This window comes from Couchioplanes azureus (genome assembly GCF_014648355.1).
Taxonomy (GTDB): Bacteria; Actinomycetota; Actinomycetes; order Mycobacteriales; family Micromonosporaceae; genus Actinoplanes; species Actinoplanes azureus.
Genome location: NZ_BMQY01000003.1, coordinates 135,021 through 159,746 on the forward strand (window position 1 = coordinate 135,021; position 24,726 = coordinate 159,746).

Consider the following 24,726-nt stretch of genomic DNA (forward strand, 5'->3'; position numbering starts at 1 on the left):
CGGGGTCATTTCCCCACCGGGACGCGGTTCAACCGAGCTGCACCGATCAGGCGAACCGTTGGCTACCCCGGCCTCCCTACCTTTCTTCTCATGAATGGTCTGTTCAGCGGCGCTGCCGCCCGTGCTGCCCTGCGTTCCGCCCACGCCTGCCTTGCCGAGCTGATGACCATCGTCGGCGTCGGCGGCTTCGAGGCCGCGACCCGGAATCCCGGCCTGCTGGCCGCCGTCGACCAGCACGAGGCGGGCATCCGCGACAGCCTCTCGACCGACGTGCGCCCGCTCACCCCGGTGATCCTGGCGGCCTACGCCGAGGGCGTGCGGGACGCGGCCTTCAAGCACGGCTGGCGCGCGCCGGAGGGCCCGATCGACTGGACCGCCGACGACTGGGTGCTGACCCGGCTGCTCGCGGTCTGCGCGCTGGCCCGCACCCTGCCGCAGGGCCGCTGACGACCACCCAACCCGACAGGACACACCGACCGTTCCGGGCCGGCGCCGCACCGCGGCGCCGGCCCTTGTCATGTCCGCCACCTCGCCCGCACGTACCGGTCTGAACCGGACGTCCGTACAGTGGCCATATCGTCCGAACGGCGGAGGCGGGCTACGCTCATTCCATGGTCGGCATGGGGAGCCCTTCGGCTACGGCGCTGCCCGCACAGGAGGCGGTGACGGCGCGGCACGTTCCCGACTGCGCCGAGCTCGTGCGTCTCCAGCCGTGGGACGCCACGTCGCTCGGTCCGATGGAGAGCTGGGACCCGGTCGTCCGGGCCACCGTGGAGGTCGTGCTCGCCTCGCCGGTGCCGATGGCCCTGGCCTACGGCGACGACTACCTGCTCATCTACAACGACGCGTACGCGGAGGTCATCGGCGCCAAGCACCCGGCGGCGATGGGCAGCCCCGCGGCCCAGGTCTTCGGCGACCTCTGGCAGGCGCCCGGGATCGGCGGCGTCATCGACGACGTGTACCGCACGGGCCGGGCCTTCTTCGAGGCCGAGGCGCAGATGCCGGTGCCGCGGGGCGGAACGGTGGAGCAGGCGTCGTTCACCCGCGGGCACTCGGTGGTGCGCGACCGGCACGGCTCGGTCGTCGGCGTCCTCACGGTGGCGGCCGAGACCACGCAGGTGACCCGCCGGCTGCAGAGCCTCGGCGAGCTGACCGCGCGGCTGGCCTCGGCGCTCACCATCGACGACGTCGCCCGGGTCGTCCTGGCGTACGCGATGAGCTCCTTCGACGTGGATCACTGCGTCTTCGCGGTGGACGACGGCGCGGAGTTCCGCTACGTCCGGCGCATCCGGGGCGAGATGGTGGACGAGGTCGACGAGCGCCTGCCGCCGCTGTGGAAACGGATGGGCAACGACATGCGGTCCCCGGTGGTGATCGCGGCGCAGAGCGGCCGTCCCTCGTTCCAGCCCGACGGCTCGCCGCTGCTGCGGGTGGCGACGGACCGGCACGAGCGCCGGATCCGGGCCCTCGCCGCGATGCCGCTGCGCACCCCGTCCCTGCACGGCGCCCTCACCATCGGCTACCGCACGGCGCACACCTGGCTGCCGGCCGAGCGGGCGCTGCTGTACGCCGCGGCCGAGCTGGTCGCCCAGGCGGCGGAGCGGGCCCGGCGGTTCGAGGCGCAACACGGCACCGCCCAGCTCCTGCAGCGCAGCATGCTCCCGGAGCACCTGCCCGAGCTGGACAGGTTCCGGATCGCCGCGCGCTACGACGTCGGGGTGGACGGCAACGCCGCGGGCGGCGACTTCTACGACGCGTTCGAGCTGGGCGACGGCCGGCTCGCGATGGTCCTCGGCGACGTCGCCGGCCACGACGTCCGCGCCGCCGCGGTGATGGGGCAGGTCCGGGCGGCGCTGCGCGCTCTCGCGCTGACCGATCCGGCGCCCGAGACCGTGCTGGCCGGCCTCGACCGGCTGGTGGGATCGCTGGGTGCGGAGTCCCGCAACGAGGAGATCTTCGTGACCGTCGTCTACGGCGTGCTCGATCAGAGCGACGGGACGATCACGCTGGGCAGCGCGGGCCATCCCCCGCCGGTGCTGCGCCGGGCCGGGCCGGACCGGGCCACGGCCGAGCTGGCCGCCGTGCCGCCGGGCGCGCCGCTGGGACTGGGCGGGACCTGGCGCACCGGCACGGTACGGCTGGAACCGGGCGACTCGATCCTGATGTTCAGCGACGGCGTGGTCGAGCGCCGGGACCGGCCGCTCAGCGCCGGCCTGGCGGACCTCGTGGCGGTCGTCGCCGGCGCCGCCAGCGGTGATCCCCGCAACCTGTGCTCGCTGGCGACGGCGGCCGTCACCGGGCGTACGGACGACGACGTGGCCGTCCTCGCCGTCGAGCGGGCGGTGGCGCTGAGCCGGTCCGCGACGATGCGGGTCCCGGCGGAACCGACCGGCCCCAGCCGGGTGCGGCAGTGGATGACGACCCGCCTGCGCGACTGGGGGGTGCCGGAGCCGGTGATCGGCGCGGCGATCCTGTGCACGAGCGAGCTGACCACGAACGCCCTGCTGCACGCCGGCACCCCGGCGCACGTGCGCATCGACCTCAGCGCGGAACGCCTGCTGGTCTCGGTGGCCGACACCGGCACGCGGGGCAGCGTGACCCGCGCGCACACGGACACCCTCAGCAGCCGGGGCCGCGGTCTCGGCCTGATCGAGGAGCTCAGCGACACCTGGGGCACCGACCCCGCCGTCCGCGGCTCCACGGTCTGGTTCGAGATGTTGCTACCCCCGCCGGATCGGGGTAATCCGGACGCATGACAACCACACGGGGAGTCCTCTTCGACGTCGACGGCACGCTGGTGGACACCACGTACCTGCACGCGGTGGCGTGGTGGGAGGCGTTGCGCCAGCATGACCGGGACGTGCCCATGGCCAGGATCCACCGGGCGATCGGGATGGGCTCCGACAAGATCCTCGATCATCTGCTCGGCACCGATCGCGACACCGGCGCCGACGACCGGCTGTCGGCCGCCCACGACGTGCTCTACGGCGCGTGGTGGGAGCGGTTGCGCCCGCTGCCCGGCGCGGCCGATCTGCTGCGCGCCTGCGCGGGCCGGGGCCTCGCGGTGGTGCTGGCGTCCTCGTCGAAGGGTCCCGAGCTGGCGAAGCTGCGCCGGGTCGTCGACGCGGACGACGTGATCACGGCGGCCACGTCGTCGGCGGACGCCGAGGAGAGCAAGCCGGCGCCGGACATCCTCGAGGCCGCCCTCGACCAGTCCGGGGTCGACGCGCGGCAGTGCGTCTTCGTGGGCGACTCGGTCTGGGACGTCAAGGCGGCGGCGAAGCTCGACATTCCGTGCATCGGGCTGACCTGTGGCGGCACCGGCGCCGACGAGCTGAGCCAGGCGGGCGCCGTCGAGACGTACGAGGACCCCGCCGGCCTGCTCGCCGCGCTGGACCGCTCGGCGATCAAGAAGCTGTCCGGCTGATCAGGGCCGGCGCCAGTCGTCGTCCGCCAGATGGGAGCCGGCCTGCGGACCCATGAGCAGCATCCCACCGTCGACGGGCCAGGTGGCACCGGTGACATAGGACGCTCCCGCGCCCGCGAGGAACGCGACCACCGCGGCCACCTCCCGGGCGTCGCCCGGCCGCCCCAGCGGCACGCCGGGCCGCCGCCGGGTGTGCGGATCGACGTCCTCCTGGCCGGTCATCGCCGTGGCGATCTCCCCCGGCGCCACCGCGTTGACCGTGATGCCGTGCTCGGAGAGCTCCTGCGCCAGCACCTTGGTCAGCAGTCCCAGGCCGCCCTTCGCCGCGCAGTAGGCTCCCGCGCCGACCCGGGGTGCCGTCTCGTGCACGCTGGTGATGTTGATGATCCGCCCGCCGCGGCGGGCCTCGACCATCCGGCGGGCCGCGCGCTGCGAGCACAGGAAGGGCCCGTCGAGGTCGACGGCGAGCACCTGGCGCCACTGCTCCCACCGTGTGTCGAGCAGGGGCGTGGCGGTGCCCGTACCCGCGCAGTTGACCAGCACGCCGATGCCGCCGAGCGCGTCGGCGAGATCGTCCACGACGGCGGCCGCGTCCGGCAGCCGGGTGAGGTCCAGCGACCGGATCTCGGCACGCCGGCCGGCCTTGCGCACCTCGTCGGCGGTGCGCTGGGCGTGGGCGGTGTCGCGGTGGCGGGTGATGCCGACGTCGTACCCGTCCTCGGCGAGCGCGACGGCGATCGCCCGGCCGATGCCCGACTCCGAGCCGGTGACGACGGCGACCCGGGGATGGCAGGCGCCTTGCACGGTCATGCGGTGCGGCTTACCCGGCTCCGCGCCCGGCAACCGCGCCACGCGCGGCATGTTTTGCCGCCCCGGCGGGCAGTCTCGGCCCGTGCAGATCCCCGATGTCCTCTTCGCCGTCTTCGGTGTGGGCGCCCTCCTGGCGGGCATCCTGCCGCGGGTCCTCGAACGCCGCCCGATCTCCATGCCGATCGTCTTCCTGGCGCTGGGCATGGTGCTCTTCGCCGTACCCCTGGGTCTTCCGGAGGCCGATCCGCTCGCCCACCCGCAGCTGACGCAGCACCTGACCGAGATCTGTGTGATCGTCGCCCTGATGGGCGCCGGGCTGAAGATCGACCGGCCGCTCAGCGGGCGGCGGTGGGCCTCGACCTGGCGGCTGCTGGCCGTCGCCATGCCGGTCACGATCGCGGCCGTGGCGCTGCTCGGCTGGTGGTGGGCCGCGCTGGCGCCGGCGGCGGCCCTGCTGCTGGGCGCGTCCCTCGCGCCCACCGACCCGGTCCTGGCCTCGGACGTGCAGGTGGGCGAGCCGACCGACGAGGAGGACTCCGAGGACGAGGTCCGCTTCGCGCTGACCTCGGAGGCCGGGCTCAACGACGGGCTGGCCTTCCCCTTCGTGTACGCGGCGATCGCGATGGTCACGGCCGCGGCGACGCACGAGAGCTGGTGGCGGGAGTGGTTGCTCGTCGACGTCCTCTACAAGGTCGTCGTCGGGGTCGGCGGCGGCTGGCTCGTCGGCAAGCTGCTCGGCAGGCTGTTCTTCCGCGCCCGCAACCGCAAGCTGCGCCTGGCGCACCATTCCGAGGGCTTTCTCGCCCTGGCCGCGACCTTCCTGGCGTACGGGCTGGTCGAGGTCGCCGGGGGCTACGGCTTCCTGGCGGTGTTCGTCGCGGCGCGCGGGATCCGGGCGGCGCAACGCTCGCACGAGTATCACCAGGTGCTGCACGACTTCGCCGAGCAGATCGAGCGGCTGCTGACGGTCCTGCTGCTCCTGCTGCTCGGCGGGGCCGTGGTCGGCGGCCTGCTGGCGCCGCTGACCTGGCCGGCCGCGCTGGTGGGACTGACGCTGATCTTCGTGGTCCGGCCCCTGACCGGGGTCCTGTCGCTGCGCGGCGCGCCCGGCCATGCCGCCGAGCACTGGGTGATCGGCACCTTCGGCATCCGCGGAATCGGTACGTTCTACTACCTGGCGTACGCCATGAGCCACGCCACGTTCCCGAAGGTGGATGTCGTATGGGCGACAGCGGCCTTCGTCGTTCTGGTGAGCGTGGTGTTGCACGGCGTCGCGGCGACGCCCGTGATGCGGCTTCTGGACCGATACAACGAGCGGTCACGTACCCCGGAAGAGCGACACGCTCAGTAACCGACGCAACTCTGAGTAATCGCAGCCTCGCAAAATCACGGTTTAATAAGGACATTGAACCCCTGGCTAGTGGCAGAGCGTATTCATGGCTGTAAAGTGAGGCACCTCCCCAGCAGGTGATCCACGATGGAGCGACGAAAGGTGCGGCCGATGCGTATACGGGGCTTTGCGCCGGGGACACCCTGCTGGGTCGAGCTGGCGAGTGCGGATCCCGACCGGGCGGCGGACTTCTACACCCGCCTCTTCGGCTGGGAGACGGACGGCGACCGGTTCACGCTCCAGGGCCGCGCCGTCGCCGGGCTCACCCGCGTGCGCGCCGACCGGCCGATGGGCTGGATGACGTACCTCACCGAGCACAACCTCGAGTCCTCCATCATGCGGGTGCGCGAGGCGGGCGGCTCGCTGGTCAGCGAGCCCACGGACGCGGCCGGCGGCCGCAGCGCCGTCATCGCCGACCCCGCCGGCGCGCGGCTGGGCATCTGGGAGCCGCGCGGCTTCACCGGGGCCCAGCTCGGGGGCGAGCCGAGCACCATGACCTTCCCGGAGCTGCTCACCGACGACGCCGTGGCCGCGGCCAACTTCTACGGCCAGGCGTTCGGCTGGCTGCTGCGCGACGAGTACGGCAGCGACGGCACCCGGGGCGAATGGATCACCACCGCCCACGACGCGATGGCCGGCCTCGCCCCGAGCCGCGGCGGTAGCTGGTGGCGGGCCGCCTTCCAGGTGGCCGACTGCGTCGAGACGCTGGAGGACGCCCGGGCCTACGGCGCGACGGTCGTCTCCGGCGCCACCGCGATGGGCTTCGGCACGTACGCCGAGCTGCTCGACCCCGCCGGCGTGCCGTTCTCCATCGCGGCACCGGCGGCGATCCCGATCGAACTGACCATGTCCTACACGCCCCACTCGGGCATGGAGCTGACCTTCGGCGGGTAGTGGTACGCCTGTTCGAATCACATCGAGGAGGCGGCGTCATGGCGGCGACAGACCCTGAACCGGCATCGAACACGATCAAGGATCCGGCCGACTGGACCACCGGCGACGAGCCGGCCACCGGGGCGCAGCAGTCGTATCTGCACACGCTGGCGTCGGAGGCCCACGAAGAGGTGCCCGAGGACCTGACCAAGGCGGAGGCGTCCCAGCGCATCGACGAGCTCCAGGAGAAGACCGGCCGCGGCCGGTAGCGGCATCCCGTCGACAAAGGGCCGGCCGGTCGGGCCGGCCCTTTCTTGCGCCCACCCTGTCAACCCGGGTTGACACAGGGCGCCTGTCAACGTAGGTTGACAGGCATGACCGAAGCGACCGATCTCGCCGCCGCCGCCGGCAGCGCCGACCCCCGGGTCGGGCTGCGCGCGGTGGTGGCGCTGCGCCGCCTGCTCGAGGGGCTCGAGCAGCTGCAGGTGGCCAACGCGCGCCGGAAGGGCTGGTCCTGGCAGGAAATCGCGGACGCCCTCGAGGTGACCCGCCAGGGCGTGCACAAGAAGCACGCGAACCGCGTGCCGATCCAGGATCTCCGGGAGGACTGAGATGTTCGAACGATTCACCCGCGCCGCCCGGGAGGCGGTCGTCCGCGCCCAGGCCGCGGCCCGCGAGCTGGGCCAGGCCCCGGTCGGCACCGAGCACGTGCTGCTCGCGCTGCTGGCCGAGCCCGCCGGGCCGATCGCCTCGGCGCCCGCGCTGCGGGACCGGCAGGTCGACGCCGGCTACGCCCGCGCCGAGATCGTCCGCCGGGCCGGCCGGGACACCGGCACGACCGCGACGGACACCGACGCCGCCGACCGCGAGGCCCTGCGGGCGATCGGCATCGACCTGGACGCGGTCCGCCGGGCCATCGAGGAGAACTTCGGGCCGGGCGCGCTGCACCTGCCGCGCGATCCGGCCCCGAGGCGCAAGGGCCTGTTCCGGCGGGGCAACGGCCACATCCCGTTCTCCCGGCGGGCGAAGAAGGTGCTGGAGCTGTCCCTGCGCGAGGCGATCCGCCTGAAGCACAACTTCATCGCGCCCGAGCACATCATGCTCGGCATCCTCCGGGAGGGGCAGGGACGGGGCTCGCAGATCCTGGCGGACCGCGGCGTCGACGTCGACGGGCTCCGCGCGGACCTGACCCGCTCCCTACACGCCGACGCCGCGTGACTTCTCCGTCACAGGCCTAGGTCGCGGGGCGAACGGGTATCGGGGGCGGCATGACGTACCGGGTCGAGTACAACGGCGAGGACCTCGAGCTCGCCACCCTGGATGCCGCCCTCGACAACGCCAAGCACGCGATCGCCGCCGACGTCGGCCCGGTCAGCGGCTGGGCCGTCGAGCACGACGAGACGATCAACGACTGGTTCGTCCAGGGCGTCCGCGACGGCCGGGCGATCGGGGCGACCGCCGTGGTCACCGGCCCGGAGCCGACCATGACGACGGAGGCACTACCCCGCCACGCACCCGCATCCGGCGACACCGAGGCCCGCTGTATGAGCTTCACCGGCGCGACCCCGGCCGAGACCCTGGGCATGGCGGCCACCTGGCTGGCCGGCCGCCCCGAGATCCTCGACGTCGACGACCTCGGCTGGCACCCGGGCCGCACCGGATACGAGGTGCGCGTCTACTACCGCGCCTGACCCCCGCGGTGCAGACGCCGGCCTGCCGCGCCGCTGGGCGGGGCGCCGGCCGGCCCCGCGATTCTGTCGGTGGTCGCCGATACCCTCCCGGCATGGCTGTGGACATCGGCGAGATGCTGGACCGGCTGCTGGTCGAGGACGCGCGATACGTCGACGACACCCATGACTACCGCCTGACCATGGTGCCGCTCGGCGAGGTGACCCTGCCCAGCGGCCGCGTGGTCGCGTGCGATCCCCTGGTGCATCCGGGCGAAACGCCGCCGTTCACCGTCACCGTCCCGCCCGGGCGCTATCCCCTGCGGGCCTGGGTGGCCGTGGTGCACCCGGCCGCCGGCGACCGGCCGGGCGGCCGCCGCCTCGCCGACCAGCGTGTCCTCGCCTCCGGTCCGCCGCCGGGCGGACCACTCACCCGTGACCGGGCGTCGCCCGCCCGCGACCACGCGGCGTCCACCCGCGACCGGGCGACGCCCGGCCGGGACCGGCCGGAGTCGGACCGGCGGACGGCCGCGCTGCAGCTCGTCATCCGCGAGGAACCGGTGGTCGCCTGGGAACCTGCCGTCGTGCCCGGCGCGGATCCCGGCCTTCTCGACGAGGACGGCTTCTGGGCTTACCCGGTCGATTCGGGCGTCGGCACGCTCGCCGACGAGTGCGCCCTGGCCGCGCTGGAGACCTGGGCCTATGCCCGCGTCGAGCGGGTCTTCCTTCCCGAGCCGCCCCCGCCGGCGCCGGGCGCGCTCCGCGCGATCGCCGACCCGGCGACCGGGGCCGACGTGGTGGCGGTCAGCACCGGCTGGGGCGAGGACGCGTATGCCACGTTCGTCGGCCGGACGGCGAGCGGAGAGGTCGCTTCCTTCGTCACCGACTTCCGGGTGGTCTGAGCCCGGTGATGAGCGGGCCCGGCCCGGCCGGTCGCACCGGAGTGCGGGCCGGGTCAGTTGGGGAAGGTGCTCGGGTCGACGTCGCTGGTCGAGGCGTTGCCGCCGACGACCGGGGTCAGGGTGATCGTCCAGACGGACGTGGAGGAGGACGTCGTCGTGAACGTGAAGGTGTCGTCGAACTTGCTGTACGCGCAGTCGCGGGTGAAGCCCTTCCTGCCGGCGTCCCAGTCCTCGCCCGACGCCGTGTAGATGCGGTACGTGCCGTCCTGGATGCCCTTCACCGTGTAGGTGCCGCCGCCCCGCACGTACACGGTGAAGACGGGCCTGGGTTTCCTGCCCTTGCCGGGGACCAGCGAGATCGTCGTGTCGGACGCACCGTTCTTGATCTTCAGGTGGCCGAGGCCGCCGGTGCGGGACTGCTTGACGAAGGTGCCGTTCCCCAGCCGGCGGTTCTGTTCCTTGGGGGGCGCCGGCAGGAACGTGCCGAACTTGTAGGTGGCATCCGCCGCCGCGAGTTTCCGGGCGTTGTCGCGCAGACCGCCGGCCCAGCCGGACCGCAGCACCGCCGCGTACGGCGAGGCGGCGGGGCATTCCCGCTTCGCGGCCGCGGTGTCCTCGACCATGTCGCCGAGGCTGTCCAGCTGATGGGTGAGCTGGGCGTGCACGGCCTCCGCACCCGCCGGGGGCTCGGTGTTGCGCAGCTTGCCCGCCTCGGCGCGGATCACGGTCGCGGCCGCCGGGGCCGCCTTCGCGAACGCCACGGGGTCGCCGGTGTCCAGCTTCGCGAACGGCGCCTTGATGGCGCCGTCGGAAGCGGCGAGGAGCTGGGCGTACTGCTGAGGGGTCACCGGGCCGGCCGCGGCCGGCGTGGTGGCCTTTCCGAGGCCGCTGCGCTTGCCCGCCGCCGGCGTGCCGTCGCCGGATCCCGTGAAGGCGCGGAAGGCGCCACAGCAGCCGAGCAGGAGCACGACCGCCAGCGAGAAGCCGATGATCTGGTTGCGCCGGCCGGTGCGGGGTCCGGCAGTCGGCGGACCGGCGAACGCGGCCGGACCCGGGCCCGGCGGATAGCCGCCGGGCGGGGCGTATCCGGGTGGCGGATGGCCGCCGGGCGGCGGCGCGAAGGGCGAGGGCACCCGGATCGTCACCGCGACCGTGCCGGCCGGGGCCGGCACCCACACCACCGCGCCGTCCACCGTGCCCGGCGGAATCGTCACCGTCAGAGGCCCGTGCGCCGGCGTCCAGACGACCTTCGTCGCGCCGGTCGCCGCCTCGGCCGGTAGAACCTCGATCAATGCGGTGCTGAAAGCCGCCTCCCCCGTCATGCCGAGGAGTATGGAGGAAAGCGCGGCCCCGGCGCTGCCCGCTTTCCGTCACGAAAAGGACACCGGTACGCGTCGTCAGGAGATCATGAACATGGCGCCCACGCCCAGCACCACCATGAGCAGGAGAGCGATGAGCAGACCTCGCTCGGAGGCGGCGGTGGCGTCGGTCGGGGTCAGCGGCTGGCTACTCATAAGAGGGGTCCTTCGCACAGGTGGCTACGGCTCAGGGTGCGGGCGGCCGTCGAGGGGCCTACCGTGAGGGCGTCGTCGACCTCGGAAGGGCTGCCCGTGTCACACCAGGAGTGGTTCCTGACCGCGGACGAGCGCGGCAACCCCGACACCCAGATACCCACCTGGTCGCCGGGAAACACCGTCGAGCCCCTCTTCCACGGCGAGAACTACTTCCATCGTCTGGTGGCCGAGGTCGAGACGCTGGGCGACGGCGACCACCTGTTCTTCACCGACTGGCGTGGCGACCCGGACGAGCGGATGCGCGATCACGGCCCCACCATCGTCGAGCTCCTCGCCTCGGCCGCCAAGCGCGGTGTCGTGGTCAAGGGCCTGCTCTGGCGCTCGCACCTCGACAAGCTGGCGTACAGCGAGGAGGAGAACCGCAGCCTCGGCGAGGAGGTCGAGGCGGCCGGCGGCGAGGTGCTGCTCGACCAGCGGGTCCGCCGCGGCGGCTCGCACCACCAGAAGCTGGTCGTGCTGCGCCACCCGGGGGCACCCGAGAAGGACGTCGCGTTCGCCGGCGGGATCGATCTCTGCCACAGCCGCCGGGACGGCGCCGACCATCACGGCGATCCGCAGGCGGTGGCCATGGCCGCGGCGTACGGCGGCAATCCGCCCTGGCACGACGTCCAGCTCGCGCTGCGCGGCCCGGTGGTCGGCGCCCTCGACCTGGCGTTCCGGGAACGCTGGACCGACCCGGCCCCACTGGACCAGCACGGGCCGATCAGCACGCTCACCGACCGGCTGCGCCACGCCGACATGCGCGCCGACCGGCTCCCGCCGCAGCCGCCCGATCCGGCCGAGTGCGGGCCGCACGACGTGCAGGTGCTGCGCACCTATCCGGCCATGCGCCCGCCGTACCGTTTCGCCAGGCTCGGCGAGCGCAGCATCGCCCGCGGATATACGAAAGCCATCAAACGGGCGCGACGCCTGATCTACCTCGAGGACCAGTACCTGTGGTCCAAGGAGGTCGCCCAGCTGTTCGCGGACGCGCTCAACGACAACCCGGGACTGCACCTGATCGCGGTCGTACCCCGGTATCCCGACGTGGACGGCCGGTTCGCCCTGCCGCCGAACCAGGTGGGCCGGGCCGAGGCGATCGCGCTGTGCCACAAGGCCGCGCCCGACCGGGTGCACGTCTTCGACGTCGAGAACCACGAGGGCACACCCGTCTACGTGCACGCGAAGGTGTGTGTCGTGGACGACGTGTGGGCGAGCGTCGGCAGCGACAACTTCAACCGTCGATCGTGGACGCACGACAGCGAGCTCTCGTGCGCGGTGCTGGACCGCACGCGCGACGAGCGGGCCCCGGCCGATCCGGCCGGGCTGGGCGACGGCGCGCGCGTCTACGCGCGCGAGCTGCGGCTCACCCTGCTGCGCGAGCACCTGGACCGCTCCGGCGACGAGGACCTTCTCGACCCCGATGCCACCGTACGGACGGTGCGCGCGGCCGCCGACGCGCTGCGTGACTGGCACCGCGACGGCGAGCGGGGGCCCCGGCCGCCGGGACGCCTGGTGCCGCACGAGACCGAGCGCCTCGCCTGGCATCAGCGGCTCTGGGCGGTGCCCGCCTACCGCCTGGTGTACGACCCCGACGGCCGCCCGTGGCGGGAGCGCCGCGCCGGCACCTGGTAGGGCTGGGTATACCCCGGAACTATCCGTGGACGGCTGGGGCCGCCGTCCCCCGGTCCCCTACGGTGACGCGGTGACCATCGACGAAGCTCCGCTGCGAGCCCTCCTCAGCCGCCGCTACCTGCTCTCGGCCGGTCCCTGGCGGGCGTTCGCCTACGTCGTGACCACCCTGCCCGTCATGGCGCCGGTCGGCGCGGCGATGGCCGTGGTGGCGCTGCCCTGGGTCGCCGCGGTGTCCCGGCTGAGCGACGGCATCCTGCCCGGCGGCGGGATGCTGGTCCTCATGGTGGTGTCGCTGGTCCTGTTCGCCGGCGTCGGCCCGCTCGTCGCGATCCCCCTGGCGACGGTCGAACGGGCCCGGATCGGCCTGATCGACAGGCGGCCCCTGCCGTCGCCGCACCCGCCGGCACCGGCGGACCCGCTGGCCTGGATCCGCGCCCGGTACGCCGAGACGGCCACCTGGCGGGAACTGCTGTACGCCGCATTCCTCGGCCTCGTCGTCCCCGTCACCTACGGCGCGTTCGGCCTGCTGCTCCTGGTCGACGTGGCCTTCCTGACGAGCCCGATCCTGGCCGGCACGGACGGTGGAGACCTGACGGTGGGGACGTTCACGGTGCGCTCGCCCGGCGAGGCGATCCCGTTCACGCTGCTCGGCATGCTGCTGGTCCCCGTACTCGGATATCTGTGGGGGTTGATCGCCGCCGGCCAGGCGGCCACCGCGCGGGCCCTGCTCGGCGACCGGGCCGGAGCCGCCCTGCGAGAGGTGGCCCAGTCACGGGCCCGGCTGGCCGACGCGTTCGACCTCGAACGCCGCCGCATCGAACGCGACCTGCACGACGGCGCACAGCACCGGCTGACCAGCCTCACCCTCCAACTGGGACTGGCACGCCTGGACGTACCCGGGGACTCACCCGCCGCCGGGCCGCTCGCCCTGGCCCACGACCAGGCGAAGGAGCTGATGGTGGTGCTCCGCGACCTGATCTACGGAATCCGCCCCCAGACGCTGACCGATCTCGGACTGCCGGCCGCGCTGCGCGAGCTGGCCGGCCGGTCGCCGCTGCCGGTCACCGTGACGGTCGCGGACGGCGTGACCCGGCCCTCCGAGCAGGTCGAGGGTACGGCGTACTTCGCGGCCTCCGAAGCACTCGCCAACGTGGTCAAGCACGCCGCCGCCGACCGGGCGGACATCCTGCTCGCCCGGGCCGGGGAGGCCCTGGTGCTGGAGATCCGCGACGACGGGCGGGGCGGCGCCGACCCGGCGGGCGGCACCGGGCTGACCGGGCTCGCCGACCGGGTCGCGGCGGTCGGCGGCCGCTTGCTGCTTTCCAGCCCCGAGGGCGGGCCCACCCTGGTCCGGGTGGAGCTACCGTGTCGATCATGACGGGAGGCGCGGGGGTGGCGACCCGGGTGGTGGTGGCCGAGGACGGTGTCCTGCTGAGGGAGGGACTGACCGGGGTGCTGGCCCGCTTCGGCTTCGAGGTGGTGGCGGCCGTCGGCGACGCCGAGGAGCTGGTCGCGGCGGTCGCGCAGCACACCCCGGACCTGGTGCTGACGGACATCAGGATGCCCCCGGGCTTCCGCGACGAGGGCCTGCGCGCGGCCGTCGCACTGCGCCGGGAACGCCCGCGGCTGCCGGTCGTGGTGCTCAGCCAGTACGTGCAGGACGAGTACGCGGCGGCGCTGCTGGACAGCGGCTCGGGGTCCGGCGTGGGTTACCTGCTGAAGGACCGCGTGGTCGACGTGCAGGACTTCGTGACGGCACTGCGCACGGTGGCGGGCGGCGGGACGGTCGTGGACCCCGAGGTGGTGCGCCGGCTGCTGCACCGCCCCAGGGACCCGCTCGCGAAGCTGTCCACACGGGAGCGTGACGTGCTCGCTCTGGTGGCGGAGGGGCACTCCAACTCGGCCATCGCGGCCCGGCTGTTCGTGACGGAGGCGGCGGTCGGCAAGCACGTCGGTAACATCCTCGCGAAGCTGGACCTGCCACCGGCCGAGGACACCAATCGCCGGGTGCTGGCCGTGCTCGCGTTTCTGCGCGCCTGAGGTCTCCGGCGGTCTCTGGGCTCTCCGCCCGCTTTCTGTCCGACCGTGCTGGCGCCGCCCGGGTTTCGGCGCGTGGCTCGTCCTGGCCGGGGCGTCCACCGGGGCCCGGCCGCCGGCTCAGCGGTCGCGCTGCCCGGCCGCCGGCTCAGGGATCGAGCTGCCAGGTCGCCGGGGACCAGATCGGGGCGGCGGGGTCGCCGGTCAGGGTCAGGGTGATCCGCCAGGCGTGCATCGGCGGGCGGTTGGCCGACTCCCAGCGGTCGAGGATCTCACTCGCCTGTGCCGCGTAGCGGGGTGCCTGGGCCCCGGCGGCGAGGACCGAGCCGTCGGGCAGGATCGCCGCTCCGCCCGTACCCGTTTCGTCCAGCAGGATCAGGGTGCTGCTGTCGCGTCCCGGCACCGCCGCGTGGGTGGCGCGGGTGCTCCACACACCGGCCGCGTACCAGAAGTCGCGGTAGGTGAGTGAGTCAAGTGGACGGTCCCAGCGGGAGGGAGCGGCCGGTCCGAAGGGAAGGAGGGCGTCGGCCGGGACGGGGTGGGGATGGGAGCGGGCGTGCCGGGCGGTGAGCGGGCCGGCCGCGGTCATGAAGCCCGACGGGCAGACGACCCGGGCAGTGACCAGGCCGTGGGTGGACCCCTCCAGCGAATCCGGCTGGCCGAGTGCCGCACCGCCCTCCGCACCGCCCACCGCGCGACTCGCCGCACCACCCTCCGCGCCGCTCGCCGCACCACCCTCCGCGCCGCCCCCCGCACCACCCTCCGCGCCGCTCGCCGCACCACCCTCCGCGCCGCTCGCCGCACCACCCTGCCGCCCGAGAGCCGCACCGCCCTCCCGGCCGGGAGGTGAGCCGGCCGCCTGTCCGGCCGGGCCGTGGACGACGAGGACGGGATGGGTTCCCGCGTGTTCGACGGGCACGACGATCGGGCCGGGCCGCTCGCCGGGCGGGCCGGGCCGGGTCTGTGCGAGCCAGTGCGGGGACACGCCGGCGACCCCGACCGTCACGATCACGCGGTCGAAACGCTCGCCCGGTGCGCCCGCGTAGCCGTCGCCGGCGAGGACCCGTACGCCCTCGATGCCGGCGCGGGCGAGAGCGGCCCGGGCTCGTTCGACCACGTCGGTCTGCACGTCGACCGTGGTGACCTGGGCGCCGAGCACGGTGAGCAGGGCGGCGTTGTATCCCGTGCCGGCACCGATTTCCAGGACCCGGTCCCCCGGCCGGACGTCCAGGGCGGCCAGCATGATGGCCATCAGCGACGGCTGGCTGGAGGAGCTGACCGGCATCCCCGCGTCGACCTTGGTGACCAGCACGTCGTTGCGGTAGACGTCTTCCAGGAACCCGGCGCTGCCCGGCCGGGCCCAGGTGCCGTCCCGCCGCTGGAAGCCGTCGGCCACGAACGCCTCGCGCGGAACCGCGGCGAAGGCGGCGGACAGCTGGGGGCTGAGCGGCGCACCGTCGCGGCGGATCCGCTCGACGAAGCGACGGCGCAGATCGGTCACGCCCTCCACCGTAGACGTGCCGCTCCCCGTCGCCGCACCGGATTCTCTCCGCCCCGGGCTCGGACGATCGGCACCAGCGACGACACGATCAGTGTTCCGGCGACGAACCACAAGCCGCGAAGCCGGGGCTAGCCCCGCCCTCTGTCGCGCCGGCATCACCCCTTCCTGCGCCGAGCCCCCGGAGCGGCTCCCGAGGAAGACGACGTGGACGACGCCCCCACGTGACGTCATGTGAGGCAGGCGGCTGCGACGGCCGCGGTCAGCCGTTCCGGGACGTCCGCCTCGTGATAGGGGCGCTCGCTCTCCTCGATCTGGTCCAGGAAGTCCTGGTAGACCGCCGCCGCCCGCAGCGCCGCCACCGGGCGGGTCAACGCCGCCGCCGTCTCCGGATCACAATCCGGGACGACCTGCCGCCACCATCCCGCCCACTCCCCGATCAACGCCGTGGCCTCGCGCTCCGGCAGCTCCTCGGTCAGCCTCAGGATGTCGTACGCCGGGTTCGCCACGGCCGCGTCACCCCAGTCCAGGATCACCCGCCGCCCCGCCGCCGACTCACGCACGTTACCCGGGTGCAGGTCGCCATGGACGAGCGTGTCCGGCAGGCCGCAGGCGTCGATGGCGGCGAGCCGGGCCGGCAACTCCTCCATCAGCTCGTCCAGGCCCTCGACGGCGTCCCGCCACGGTGCCGCCACCCGCGCCAGCCGGTCCTGGTCCAGCCGCCGGTCGGGCACACCCGCAGCGAGCAGGTCGCACACCCGGCTGGCGAAATGCACCTGCACCGGGTGGAAGTCGCGGGCCACCTCCGCGCAGAACGCCGCATCCGCACCATAACGGTCCTCCCCCGGCACGTGGGCGAGCAGGACGCGTCCCGGGTCGCCGGCCGCCAGCACCGCTGGCACCAGCCCCGGCGCCGCTTGCGCGACGAGTCTCAGCAGCGGAGCCTCGTGCGCGAAGAACGCCGGGACCTGTTTCAGCCAGGCCACCGGCACGCCGCCGGCGTCGAGGCGCCAGATGCTGGAGAGATTCCACGTACGCTGCTGCGCCGCCACGACGTCGTCGCGGCCGAGCCGGCCGAGCGCCCAGCGCAGCGACGCTGCCGGCCCACCCGGGACGGCCCACGGCGCGCGCCGCGGAGACTGACCGGTGCCGGCGTCGTACGGTCGCAGCGGCACCCGCACCGGCTCCCCGACCTGCGCCAGATAGGTGACCGGTCCGCCCGGCGGCCCCGCCGCGCCGGCCGCGAGCAGGCGCAGCACCGTGACCGTCACGCCATGACGGACCCTGGCCTCCTCCACCACGTCGGCGATCTCCTGCCACCAGGGCAGCGCGACGTCGAAGGGCGGCAACGCGCCGAGCACGTCACCGGCCGCATCGACGAGTACGAGAGTCACGGTCCGTCCCACGCGAGAGACCGTAACGCCTCACAGCACCCCGCGCCGGACCCTTGTGGACAACGCCGGCGGCGATCGGCCGGGCTGTGGAAAACCCGCGGTGACCGCCGGCGGGCACGGTAGAAATCCCGTGTGGAGAATCGACGACGACCGTACCCGGACCACCCGCGCCGCGATCCTCGGGGCACGGAGGTTCCGAACGGATCAGGTAGCGGCCTCGAAGCGTGCGCGGAGCACGGCATCGTCGGGACGGCCGTAGAGACGCAGCCGGGCCATCCCACCGTCCGGGAAGATGTCGAGCCGGACGTGGGTGGCGACCGGCACCACCGGAACCGGGAAGCGGTGCCGCGTGTCGGGGCTCAGCCTGATCTGCGGCAGCAGCTCGAACCAGTCGTCCGGGTCGTCGAGCAGACCCGTGCGTGTGTCGATCCCGCGCAGGGTCGCGCTGCCCGGCGCGTTGCCCTTGAAGTGGCTGGTGTCCAGCTCGGCCAGCTCGACGACGGACGGCGCGGCGAGCTGCACCAGGACCCAGTCGTTGCCGTCGTCGCGACGGCGGGAGGTCTCCCAGCCGTCCCCCATCGACCGGGCGATCCCAGGGTTGATCATGTTCTGCGGATGTCCGTAGAACATGTTGCTGCAACTGGCGATGCGGGCGCCGTGCTCGGCCGCGGCCACGTCGATGACCGCGGGCAGCAGGCGGGGATCGGGCACCACGTCGCCGTGCACCCGCAGGCGGGCCACGCCGCCGTCCGGGTAGATGGTGAGGCGGACGTGGGTGAAACGCTGCTGCGAGTCCACGGCGAACAGATTCTGGCTGTCGCCGGCCAGCGGCGAGCGCGGAACCAGCGGCACCCACTGCGCCTCGGCCAGCTGCTTGGCATCCGGATAGCCCTCCAGCGCGCAACCGTCGACCGATGCGTACGGCGGGTAGTTGCCGGTGAAGAACGCCGTGTCGATGTCGACGCCGTGGATCACGCCGGGAGCGCCCAGCCGCACGATCGCCGTGTCGTGGCCGGGCTCGCGGCGGCGGCGGGTCTCCCAGCCGTCGTACACCTGACCCTTGTGCCCGAAGGTCTGCGGCGCGAACACCGGGGTGGCCGGGTCGACCAGGTGGTCGGCGGCGGCGAAGAACTCGTCGTTGGCGTACACCACCCCACCGCCGAAGATGCGCGACGCGAGATCGGGCAGGCGGGTGAACTCTTCCATCAGGAGACCTCCCGGATGAGGAAACGGCCCTGCGGAGCGTCGCCGGTCACCGCCCGGCCGCGCAGCCAGGTCGTGCGGACGACACCGGTCAGGGTCTTCCCTGCGTACGGTGTGACGGGGTTGCGGTGGTGCAGCCGTGCGGGGTCCACCACGAAGGTGGCGTCGGGGTCGAAGGCGACGAGGTCGGCGTCGGCGCCGACGGCGATCCGGCCCTTGCCCTCGAGCCCGACGAGGTCGGCGGGCCGGTGCGCCATCCACGCGACCACGTCGGCGAGGCTGTGCCCGCGAGCCCGGGCGGCCGTCCAGACCACCGGCAGTCCCAGCTGGACCGAGGCGATGCCACCCCAGGCGGCGGCGAAGTCGCCCGTGTCGCGGCGCTTGAGGTCGGGCGTGCAGGGCGAGTGGTCGCTCACGACGCAGGTGATCAGCCCCTCGGCGAGGGCCGACCACAGCTCGTCGCGGTTCGCGGCGTCGCGGATGGGTGGGCAGCACTTGAACTCCGTCGCGCCGGCCGGGATCTCCGCCGCGTCGAGGGTCAGGTAATGCGGGCACGTCTCGGCGGTGACCCGTACCCCGTCCGCCCGGGCCGCGGCGATCAGCGGCAGGGCGCCGGCGGCGGACAGGTGCAGGATGTGCAGGCGGGCGCCGGCGGCACGGGCGGCCTCGATCGCGGTGGCGACGGCGGCATGCTCGGCGTGCGGTGGCCGGGAGGCGAGGAAGTCCGCGTACGCGGAGGACGGCACGGCCGCGTGCAGGTGATCGGCATCCTCGGCGTGGACCACGAACAGGGCCGGCACGGCGGCGAACGCCTCGGCGAGCTGGCCCGCGTCCAGCGGCGGGAACTCGGGGACGCCGGAGTCGGCGAGGAAGGCCTTGAAGCCGTACACCCCGGCGGCGTGCAGGGCGGGCAGGTCGGCGGCGTTGCCGGGGATCGCGCCGCCCCAGAAGCCCACGTCCACGTGGATCTTGCCGGCTGCGGCGTCCTTCTTGACGACGAGGGCGTCGGCGGTGACCGTCGGCGGGAGGCTGTTCAGCGGCATGTCGACGATGGCGGTCACCCCGCCGGCGGCGGCGGCCCGGGTGGCGGTGGCGAAACCCTCCCACTCGGTGCGGCCGGGCTCGTTGACGTGCACGTGCGTGTCGACCAGGCCGGGCAGCAGGGCGAGCTCCCCGAGATCGACGACCTCGGCGGCGTCGACGCTGGCCTCGTACGCCCCGACGGCGACGATGCGGCCGCCGCGGACCGAGACGGCGGCCGGGCGCTCGCCGTCGGGGGTGACGGCACGGCGGGACCGCAGGACGAGATCGACCATGGACCGAGCCTATCGGTCCATGGTCCCCGGGCGGCGACGTCACGCGAAGCCTCCGCAAGAACACCCGCGCCCACGGGGTTGTCGGGTTTCCGATCATGGCGGCTCCGGGGGCCGAGGGGAGTCGCCCGGTGCCGCTATAAAGGAGCTCCGCGAGCGCCCCCGGCTCGGCGGAGGACGAGGACGGAGCCCCGCGACCCCATGACCCGACGCATGAGTTCCCGCAAGGTCGCGCTGAGCGCCGCATTCCTCGCGCTCGCCGCCGGTGGCGCTGCGGCCTGCGACGCCTCGGCAGACGACGACCCGGACTCCTGGGAGTCCGGATACAGCTCGGGCTCGGACGGCTACAGCACCGGATCCGACGGCGCCAGCTCCACCTACGGCGGCTCCGGCTCGGGCAGCTCCAGCTCGCGCAGTTCGAGCGGCGGCAGTTCGAGCGGCGGCAGTTCGAGCGGCTCCAGTTCGAGCGGCGGCAGTTCGAGCGGCTCCAGCTTGAGCGGTTCGGGCGGCACCAGTTCGGGCGGCACGAGCCCGGCCGGCACGAGCCCGGCCGGCACGAGCCCGGCCGGCACGAGCCCGGGCGCCACCAGCTCGGGCGACACCAGCTCGGGCGACACCGATTCGGACGGCTCCGAATTCGACGAGGTCTTTTACTGTGCCGACGAGGATGGCGAGGTGGTCGACGAGGACAACTGCGACGACCCCGGCGGGAGTTCGGCGTTCTTCCTGTGGCATTCGCCGGGCTACGTCCGGGGATTGCCGACGGGCACCCTCCTGGACGGCGGCGACTACTTTCCGGCGGGCGACCGCACGGCTCGGCGCTCGTTCAAGCTGCCGCCCACCGGCAAGATCGCCAACGGCACCGTCAAGACCAACGTCGTGGGACGCGGCAGCGGCGGCTCCGGCACCAGCAGCGGCACCTCGGGCGGCTGAGCGCCGACGACGGCGACGGCTGAGCAGCCACAACGACGGCTGAGCGGCGGCGGGTGAGCGCGACGACGACGGCGGCGGCTGAGCGGCGGCCAGCTGAGCGGCGACAGCGGCGTGTCCCGCGCGGAGCACAGACGGCAGCGTGTCCCGCGCGGAGCACAGACGGCAGCGTGTCCCGCGCGGAGCACAGACGGCAGCGTGTCCCGCGCGGAGCGCAGACGGCAGCGGGTCCCGCGCGGAGCACAGACGGCAGCGTGTCCCGCGCGGAGCACAGACGGCGGCGCGACCTCAGCGACGGCCACGACGGCGTTGTGCATGTCATGGAGGCGGGCTAGCCGCCGGCGGTTGCGGGGGCGTGGGCCTCGAAGCCGCCCGGGTTCAGGTCAGGGCGGTGAGTTGCTGGCGGGTGAAGCCCACGCTGTCCAGGGCGCCGCAGTCGAGGCCCCGGAGCAGATAGCCGGCCAGGGCGCGGGCGGTCGCGGGCTCGTCGAGGATGCCGCCCGACTGGCGGTCCAGGTAGCGGCGGAGCCGGAGGGTGGCCGCGTCCACGCCGTCGGCGAAGAAGGCGTAGGTTGCCGCGAAGCGGGTCGGCAGCTGCGCCGGGTGCAGGTCCCAGCCCTGATAGAAGCCGCGTTCCAGGGAGCGGCGCACCAGGCGGTAGTGCAGGGCCCAGCCGTCGTGGACGGCAACGTCCGAGCCGACCGGGAGGATGTTCGTCGAGCCGTCGCTGAGCCGGACGCCGGTGCCGGCCGCGGCGGCCTGGATGACCGCCTTGGCGTAGTCGGCGACCGGGTGGTCCATGGCCTGGTAGGCCGCCGCCACCCCGGCCGCCGCGCTGTAGTCGTACGTGCCGTAGTGCAGGCCGGTGCAGCGGCCGGCGGCTGCCGAGATGAGCCGCGCCACCGTGGCGGTGCCGTCCGCGCCCAGCACCGCCGCCGGCAGCTCGATCTGGATCTCGAAGCGCAGGGCGCCGGCGCCCAGCCCGTACGCCTCCTCGAGACGCTCACACAGCGTGACCATTGCGGCGACCTGGTCGGGGCCGCTCACCTTGGGCAGGGTGACGACGAACGGCTCCGGATACAGCGAGAGCCACATGTCGAGCGTGCGCAACGCGCGGCGCCGCGTCGGCGCCTCCAGCGACTTGACGCGGATCCCCACGAACGGCGGCCGCGGCCCGTCGAGCAGTACCGCGGCGGCCTGCTTCACCGCGGCGTCCTCCTGGTCGTCGTCGCGGACGCCGTAGCCGTCCTCGAAGTCGACGCGCAGGTCCTCGATGGGCTCGGTGGTGAGCTTGGCCCGGACCCGTTCCTCGAGCGCGGCGGGGAACGGCAGCGGCGGGTGCTCGGCGAGCACCCCCAGCGCCCGCGAGCCCCACTCGCGGAAGCCGGCGATCCGGTCGGCGGGGATGTAGACCGTGTGCACCGGCTGCCGCCCGGCCCGCTCGCCCGGGTAACGCGCGCTCAGGAACGCGTCGTGGGCGGCGAGCCGGGCGTCGAGCGCGGCGTAGTCGTCGTCGCTGAGGCGCACGTCAGTCGATGGAGTCGTATGCGGCGGTCGTGAGGAAGTCGGCGAAGTCGTCCGCGAGCGCCACCCGCTCGAACAGCTTGCGGGCGTCGTCGAAACGGCTCGCCGTCCAGGCCTCGTCGCCCAGGGACTCGCGGATCTTCACCAGCTCCTCGTCCTCGATCCGGCCGACGAGCTCCGCGGTGATCGGGGTGCCGTCGTCCAGCCGGACGCCGTTGTGGATCCACTGCCACACCTGCGACCGCGAGATCTCGGCGGTCGCCGCGTCCTCCATCAGGTTGAAGATGGCGACGGCGCCGTTGCCGCGCAGCCACGCCTCCAGGTACTGCAGGGCGACGGAGACGTTGGACCGCAGGCCCGCCTCGGTGACCGCCCCGCCGGTGGCCGCCACGTCGAGCAGCTGGGCCGCCGTGACCTCCACGTCGTCGCGCCGCTTGTCCAGCTGGTTGGGCCGGTCGCCCAGCACCCGGTCGAAGATCTCCCGGCACACCGGCACGAGGTCGGGGTGGGCCACCCAGGAGCCGTCGAAGCCGTCGCCGGCCTCCCGCTCCTTGTCCTCGCGCACCTTGCCGAGCGCGACCTCGTTGACCGCCGGGTCGCGGCGGCTCGGGATGAAGGCGGCCATGCCGCCCATCGCGAAGGCACCGCGCTTGTGGCAGGTGGAGACCAGCAGCTCCGTGTACGCCCGCATGAACGGCGCGGTCATCGTCACGGACGCCCGGTCGGGCAGCACCATGGCCGGGTTGTCGCGGAAGTACTTGATGATGCTGAAGAGGTAGTCCCAGCGGCCGGCGTTGAGCCCGGAGATGTGCGGGCGCAGCGCCCACAGGATCTCGTCCATCTCGAACGCGGCAGGGATCGTCTCGATCAGCACGGTGGCCCGGATGGTGCCCACGGGGATGCCGAGGGCTTCCTGCGCGTAGGTGAAGACGTCGTTCCAGAGCGCGGCCTCGTGGTGCGACTCCATCTTGGGCAGGTAGAAATACGGCCCGCTGCCGCGCGCGATCAGCTCGGCGGCGTTGTGGAAGAAGTAGAGCCCGAAGTCCACCAGGGCGCCGACGGCCGGCTCGCCGTCGACCGGCAGGTGCCGCTCGTCGAGGTGCCAGCCGCGGGGACGCATGACGATCGTCGGGTAGGGCCCGTCCCCGAGCTCGTAGGTCTTCTTCTCGGTCTCCAGCCGGATCGTGCGCCGGATCGCGTCGAAGAGGTTGCGCTGGCCGTCGACGACGTTGGACCAGTGCGGGGTGTTCGCGTCCTCGAGGTCGGCGAGCCACACCTTGGCGCCGGAGTTGAGCGCGTTGATGGTCATCTTGCGCTCGGTGGGTCCCGTGATCTCCACCCGCCGGTCGGCGAGGTCGGCGGGGGCGGCCGGCACCGTCCAGTCGCCGGAGCGGATCTCGGCGGTCTCGGGCAGGAAGCCCAGCGACGCCCCGGCGGCGATCTCGGCCCGGCGCTGGGCGCGACGGGCCAGCAGCTCGTCACGGCGGGGACGGAACCTGCGGTTCAGGTCCTCGACGAACGCCACGGCCTCGGCGGAGAGGATCTCGGTCACGGGCGGGAACTCCCTTCACGTTCTGACTCCCCGTACCGTATCGGTCGGGGGGCCGCGCGCGCCCGGGCTGTGGACAACCCGGGGCCGCACGCGGTGATCACTGACGATCCCCGACCGGGCGCCGTGAGTCAGGCCCTGGAGGGTGCGAAGTGGGTCACAGATACCACTGGTTGGGAGCCGGCGGCACGTCGTCGCGGGTGACCGTGCCCTCGATGAGGCCGTACGGGCGGTCCCCGGCGATGAAGACCTCGCCCGGGTTCTCCAGGTCGAACGGGGACAGGTCGACCAGGTAGTGGTGTCGGTTGGGCAGCGCGAGGCGGATCTCGGCGATCTCCGGGCGGCTGTCCAGCACCCGCGTCCCCATCGAGAACAGCGTCTGCTGCAGCGAATAGCTGTACGTGTTGACGAACGCGTTCACGAGCGCGTCCTTGGCCTTCTCGAAGGACTCGCCCCACTCGGTGGTGTCCGAGAGGTGCCGCCAGCGGGCGTCGACCGCCGTGGCGAGGATCCGGTCCGTCGTCTCGGGCAGAGTCGTGTAGCGGTCGCGCGGGAAGCCGTGGAACTCCGAGGCCGTCGAGTTGAGCAGCACGAAGTCCTTGAGGCCCGACACCACCTGGGTCGATTCCTCGCCCACCGTGACCAGGCACAGCCGGGTGAAGTCCCCCTTGCGCCGGAACGAGTGCGGGCCGAGCCGCTCCCAGCCGTACGCCTCGATGCTCACCCGGGCGGCCGAGACCTGGGACTGGGTGCCGACGAAGTGGCGGCCCAGCCGCAGCGCGAACGCCTCCGGCTCGCCGACGCCGTGTTCGCGGGCGAACGCGTACACGGTGTTCTTCATGGTGTCGGTGGGCAGTACCCCGGAGTTGTCGCCGGTGAGGTGGGTCGCGGCCAGGTCGCCGGAGAGCGCGATGCTGACGTTCAGATCCCGCAGGCCGTGGGTGTCGCCCTCGCGCGTGACGTGCACGAGCCGGGTTTCCGCCTTGCCGTATCGGTTGGGTCCCAGCACGATCGCCACGCG

The 24,726-nt window shown here is 73.4% G+C and carries 23 protein-coding genes; 14 read left to right on the forward strand and 9 right to left on the reverse strand.

Annotation, left to right across the window (positions count from 1 at the left end):
• The first annotated feature begins 90 nt into the window (after window positions 1-90).
• The 3 genes from IEY99_RS11945 to IEY99_RS11955 all read left to right on the forward strand — a co-directional run bounded on the left by IEY99_RS11945 (window position 91) and on the right by IEY99_RS11955 (window position 3,427).
• The gene (locus tag IEY99_RS11945; RefSeq protein ID WP_189202456.1) at window positions 91-447 is read left to right on the forward strand and encodes a DUF6401 family natural product biosynthesis protein; all 357 of its coding nucleotides are present in this window, start codon (window positions 91-93) and stop codon (window positions 445-447) included.
• 164 nt (window positions 448-611) lie between these two features.
• Complete coding sequence (locus IEY99_RS11950) at window positions 612-2,756, forward strand: ATP-binding SpoIIE family protein phosphatase (protein WP_189202458.1); 2,145 nt, start codon at window positions 612-614, stop codon at window positions 2,754-2,756.
• Complete coding sequence (locus IEY99_RS11955) at window positions 2,753-3,427, forward strand: HAD family hydrolase (protein ID WP_189202460.1); 675 nt, start codon at window positions 2,753-2,755, stop codon at window positions 3,425-3,427. Before IEY99_RS11950 ends, IEY99_RS11955 begins: the two co-directional genes overlap by 4 nt.
• Here IEY99_RS11955 and IEY99_RS11960 read toward each other — a convergent pair whose 3' ends face one another.
• A complete protein-coding gene (locus IEY99_RS11960) occupies window positions 3,428-4,237 on the reverse strand; it encodes an SDR family oxidoreductase (protein ID WP_189202462.1) in 810 nt (269 codons plus the stop codon).
• An 82-nt stretch (window positions 4,238-4,319) separates the two neighbouring features.
• On the opposite strand from IEY99_RS11960, the gene IEY99_RS11965 reads away from it, so the two are divergent.
• The 7 genes from IEY99_RS11965 (at window position 4,320) to IEY99_RS11995 (ending at window position 9,069) form a co-directional block, all read left to right on the forward strand.
• A complete protein-coding gene (locus tag IEY99_RS11965; protein WP_189202464.1) occupies window positions 4,320-5,588 on the forward strand; it encodes a cation:proton antiporter in 1,269 nt (422 codons plus the stop codon).
• A gap of 150 nt (window positions 5,589-5,738) precedes the next feature.
• The gene (locus IEY99_RS11970; protein WP_229798529.1) at window positions 5,739-6,521 is read left to right on the forward strand and encodes a VOC family protein; all 783 of its coding nucleotides are present in this window, start codon (window positions 5,739-5,741) and stop codon (window positions 6,519-6,521) included.
• A 38-nt stretch (window positions 6,522-6,559) separates the two neighbouring features.
• A complete protein-coding gene (locus IEY99_RS11975; RefSeq protein ID WP_189202468.1) occupies window positions 6,560-6,769 on the forward strand; it encodes a DUF3072 domain-containing protein in 210 nt (69 codons plus the stop codon).
• Window positions 6,770-6,874: 105 nt separating this feature from the next.
• A complete protein-coding gene (locus IEY99_RS11980; RefSeq protein WP_189202469.1) occupies window positions 6,875-7,111 on the forward strand; it encodes a helix-turn-helix domain-containing protein in 237 nt (78 codons plus the stop codon).
• A gap of 1 nt (window position 7,112) precedes the next feature.
• A complete protein-coding gene (locus IEY99_RS11985) occupies window positions 7,113-7,718 on the forward strand; it encodes a Clp protease N-terminal domain-containing protein (protein ID WP_189202471.1) in 606 nt (201 codons plus the stop codon).
• A gap of 50 nt (window positions 7,719-7,768) precedes the next feature.
• Window positions 7,769-8,191, forward strand: a complete 423-nt coding sequence (locus IEY99_RS11990; protein WP_189202473.1) for a hypothetical protein — start codon at window positions 7,769-7,771, stop codon at window positions 8,189-8,191.
• Window positions 8,192-8,283: 92 nt separating this feature from the next.
• Complete coding sequence (locus IEY99_RS11995) at window positions 8,284-9,069, forward strand: DUF4241 domain-containing protein (RefSeq protein ID WP_189202475.1); 786 nt, start codon at window positions 8,284-8,286, stop codon at window positions 9,067-9,069.
• A 53-nt stretch (window positions 9,070-9,122) separates the two neighbouring features.
• Here IEY99_RS11995 and IEY99_RS12000 read toward each other — a convergent pair whose 3' ends face one another.
• Window positions 9,123-10,391, reverse strand: a complete 1,269-nt coding sequence (locus IEY99_RS12000) for a hypothetical protein (RefSeq protein ID WP_189202477.1) — start codon at window positions 10,389-10,391, stop codon at window positions 9,123-9,125.
• 288 nt (window positions 10,392-10,679) lie between these two features.
• On the opposite strand from IEY99_RS12000, the gene IEY99_RS12005 reads away from it, so the two are divergent.
• From IEY99_RS12005 to IEY99_RS12015, 3 genes are all read left to right on the forward strand, one after another.
• The gene (locus IEY99_RS12005; RefSeq protein ID WP_189202480.1) at window positions 10,680-12,257 is read left to right on the forward strand and encodes a phospholipase D family protein; all 1,578 of its coding nucleotides are present in this window, start codon (window positions 10,680-10,682) and stop codon (window positions 12,255-12,257) included.
• A gap of 70 nt (window positions 12,258-12,327) precedes the next feature.
• Window positions 12,328-13,635, forward strand: coding sequence for a sensor histidine kinase (locus IEY99_RS12010; RefSeq protein WP_229798531.1), 1,308 nt, complete (start codon window positions 12,328-12,330; stop codon window positions 13,633-13,635).
• Window positions 13,632-14,297 carry a response regulator transcription factor gene (locus tag IEY99_RS12015; RefSeq protein ID WP_189202482.1) on the forward strand — a complete coding sequence of 222 codons (666 nt, stop codon included), beginning with the start codon at window positions 13,632-13,634 and terminating at the stop codon, window positions 14,295-14,297. Before IEY99_RS12010 ends, IEY99_RS12015 begins: the two co-directional genes overlap by 4 nt.
• Before the next feature lie 145 nt (window positions 14,298-14,442).
• On the opposite strand, the gene IEY99_RS34885 is transcribed toward IEY99_RS12015, so the two are convergent.
• From IEY99_RS34885 to allB, 4 genes are all read right to left on the reverse strand, one after another.
• A complete protein-coding gene (locus IEY99_RS34885) occupies window positions 14,443-15,795 on the reverse strand; it encodes a protein-L-isoaspartate O-methyltransferase family protein (RefSeq protein WP_268245108.1) in 1,353 nt (450 codons plus the stop codon).
• 227 nt (window positions 15,796-16,022) lie between these two features.
• The gene (locus IEY99_RS12025; RefSeq protein ID WP_189202483.1) at window positions 16,023-17,198 is read right to left on the reverse strand and encodes a phosphotransferase family protein; all 1,176 of its coding nucleotides are present in this window, start codon (window positions 17,196-17,198) and stop codon (window positions 16,023-16,025) included.
• A 192-nt stretch (window positions 17,199-17,390) separates the two neighbouring features.
• A complete protein-coding gene (alc, locus tag IEY99_RS12030) occupies window positions 17,391-18,392 on the reverse strand; it encodes an allantoicase (RefSeq protein ID WP_189202485.1) in 1,002 nt (333 codons plus the stop codon).
• Window positions 18,392-19,705 (reverse strand): allantoinase AllB, encoded by a 1,314-nt coding sequence (gene allB / locus IEY99_RS12035; RefSeq protein WP_189202487.1) that lies wholly within the window; start codon window positions 19,703-19,705, stop codon window positions 18,392-18,394. The genes alc and allB overlap by 1 nt, the downstream gene beginning before the upstream one ends.
• A 210-nt stretch (window positions 19,706-19,915) precedes the next feature.
• On the opposite strand from allB, the gene IEY99_RS12040 reads away from it, so the two are divergent.
• On the forward strand, window positions 19,916-20,635 hold the full coding sequence (locus tag IEY99_RS12040; protein ID WP_189202489.1) for a hypothetical protein: 720 nt from the start codon (window positions 19,916-19,918) through the stop codon (window positions 20,633-20,635).
• Window positions 20,636-21,010: 375 nt separating this feature from the next.
• Here the strand turns inward: IEY99_RS12040 and IEY99_RS12045 are convergent, their stop codons facing one another.
• From IEY99_RS12045 to pucL, 3 genes are all read right to left on the reverse strand, one after another.
• Entirely contained in the window at window positions 21,011-22,159 is a 1,149-nt protein-coding gene (locus IEY99_RS12045) for a DUF6986 family protein (protein WP_189202491.1), read from the reverse strand.
• Between the two features lies 1 nt (window position 22,160).
• A complete protein-coding gene (gene aceB / locus IEY99_RS12050) occupies window positions 22,161-23,708 on the reverse strand; it encodes a malate synthase A (protein ID WP_189202493.1) in 1,548 nt (515 codons plus the stop codon).
• 154 nt (window positions 23,709-23,862) lie between these two features.
• The gene (gene pucL / locus IEY99_RS12055) at window positions 23,863-24,723 is read right to left on the reverse strand and encodes a factor-independent urate hydroxylase (protein ID WP_189202495.1); all 861 of its coding nucleotides are present in this window, start codon (window positions 24,721-24,723) and stop codon (window positions 23,863-23,865) included.
• Window positions 24,724-24,726 lie beyond the last annotated feature (3 nt).

Bases quoted from the DNA above. Each gene is read 5' to 3' on its own strand.
- IEY99_RS11945 (WP_189202456.1), top strand. From the start codon at position 91: ATGAATGGTCTGTTCAGCGGCGCTGCCGCCCGTGCTGCCCTGCGTTCC.
- IEY99_RS11950 (WP_189202458.1), top strand. From the start codon at position 612: ATGGTCGGCATGGGGAGCCCTTCGGCTACGGCGCTGCCCGCACAGGAG.
- IEY99_RS11955 (WP_189202460.1), top strand. From the start codon at position 2,753: ATGACAACCACACGGGGAGTCCTCTTCGACGTCGACGGCACGCTGGTG.
- IEY99_RS11960 (WP_189202462.1), bottom strand. From the start codon at position 4,237: ATGACCGTGCAAGGCGCCTGCCATCCCCGGGTCGCCGTCGTCACCGGC.
- IEY99_RS11970 (WP_229798529.1), top strand. From the start codon at position 5,739: ATGCGTATACGGGGCTTTGCGCCGGGGACACCCTGCTGGGTCGAGCTG.
- IEY99_RS11975 (WP_189202468.1), top strand. From the start codon at position 6,560: ATGGCGGCGACAGACCCTGAACCGGCATCGAACACGATCAAGGATCCG.
- IEY99_RS11980 (WP_189202469.1), top strand. From the start codon at position 6,875: ATGACCGAAGCGACCGATCTCGCCGCCGCCGCCGGCAGCGCCGACCCC.
- IEY99_RS11985 (WP_189202471.1), top strand. From the start codon at position 7,113: ATGTTCGAACGATTCACCCGCGCCGCCCGGGAGGCGGTCGTCCGCGCC.
- IEY99_RS11990 (WP_189202473.1), top strand. From the start codon at position 7,769: ATGACGTACCGGGTCGAGTACAACGGCGAGGACCTCGAGCTCGCCACC.
- IEY99_RS11995 (WP_189202475.1), top strand. From the start codon at position 8,284: ATGGCTGTGGACATCGGCGAGATGCTGGACCGGCTGCTGGTCGAGGAC.
- IEY99_RS12000 (WP_189202477.1), bottom strand. From the start codon at position 10,391: ATGACGGGGGAGGCGGCTTTCAGCACCGCATTGATCGAGGTTCTACCG.
- IEY99_RS12015 (WP_189202482.1), top strand. From the start codon at position 13,632: ATGACGGGAGGCGCGGGGGTGGCGACCCGGGTGGTGGTGGCCGAGGAC.
- alc (WP_189202485.1), bottom strand. From the start codon at position 18,392: ATGGAAGAGTTCACCCGCCTGCCCGATCTCGCGTCGCGCATCTTCGGC.
- allB (WP_189202487.1), bottom strand. From the start codon at position 19,705: ATGGTCGATCTCGTCCTGCGGTCCCGCCGTGCCGTCACCCCCGACGGC.
- IEY99_RS12040 (WP_189202489.1), top strand. From the start codon at position 19,916: ATGAGTTCCCGCAAGGTCGCGCTGAGCGCCGCATTCCTCGCGCTCGCC.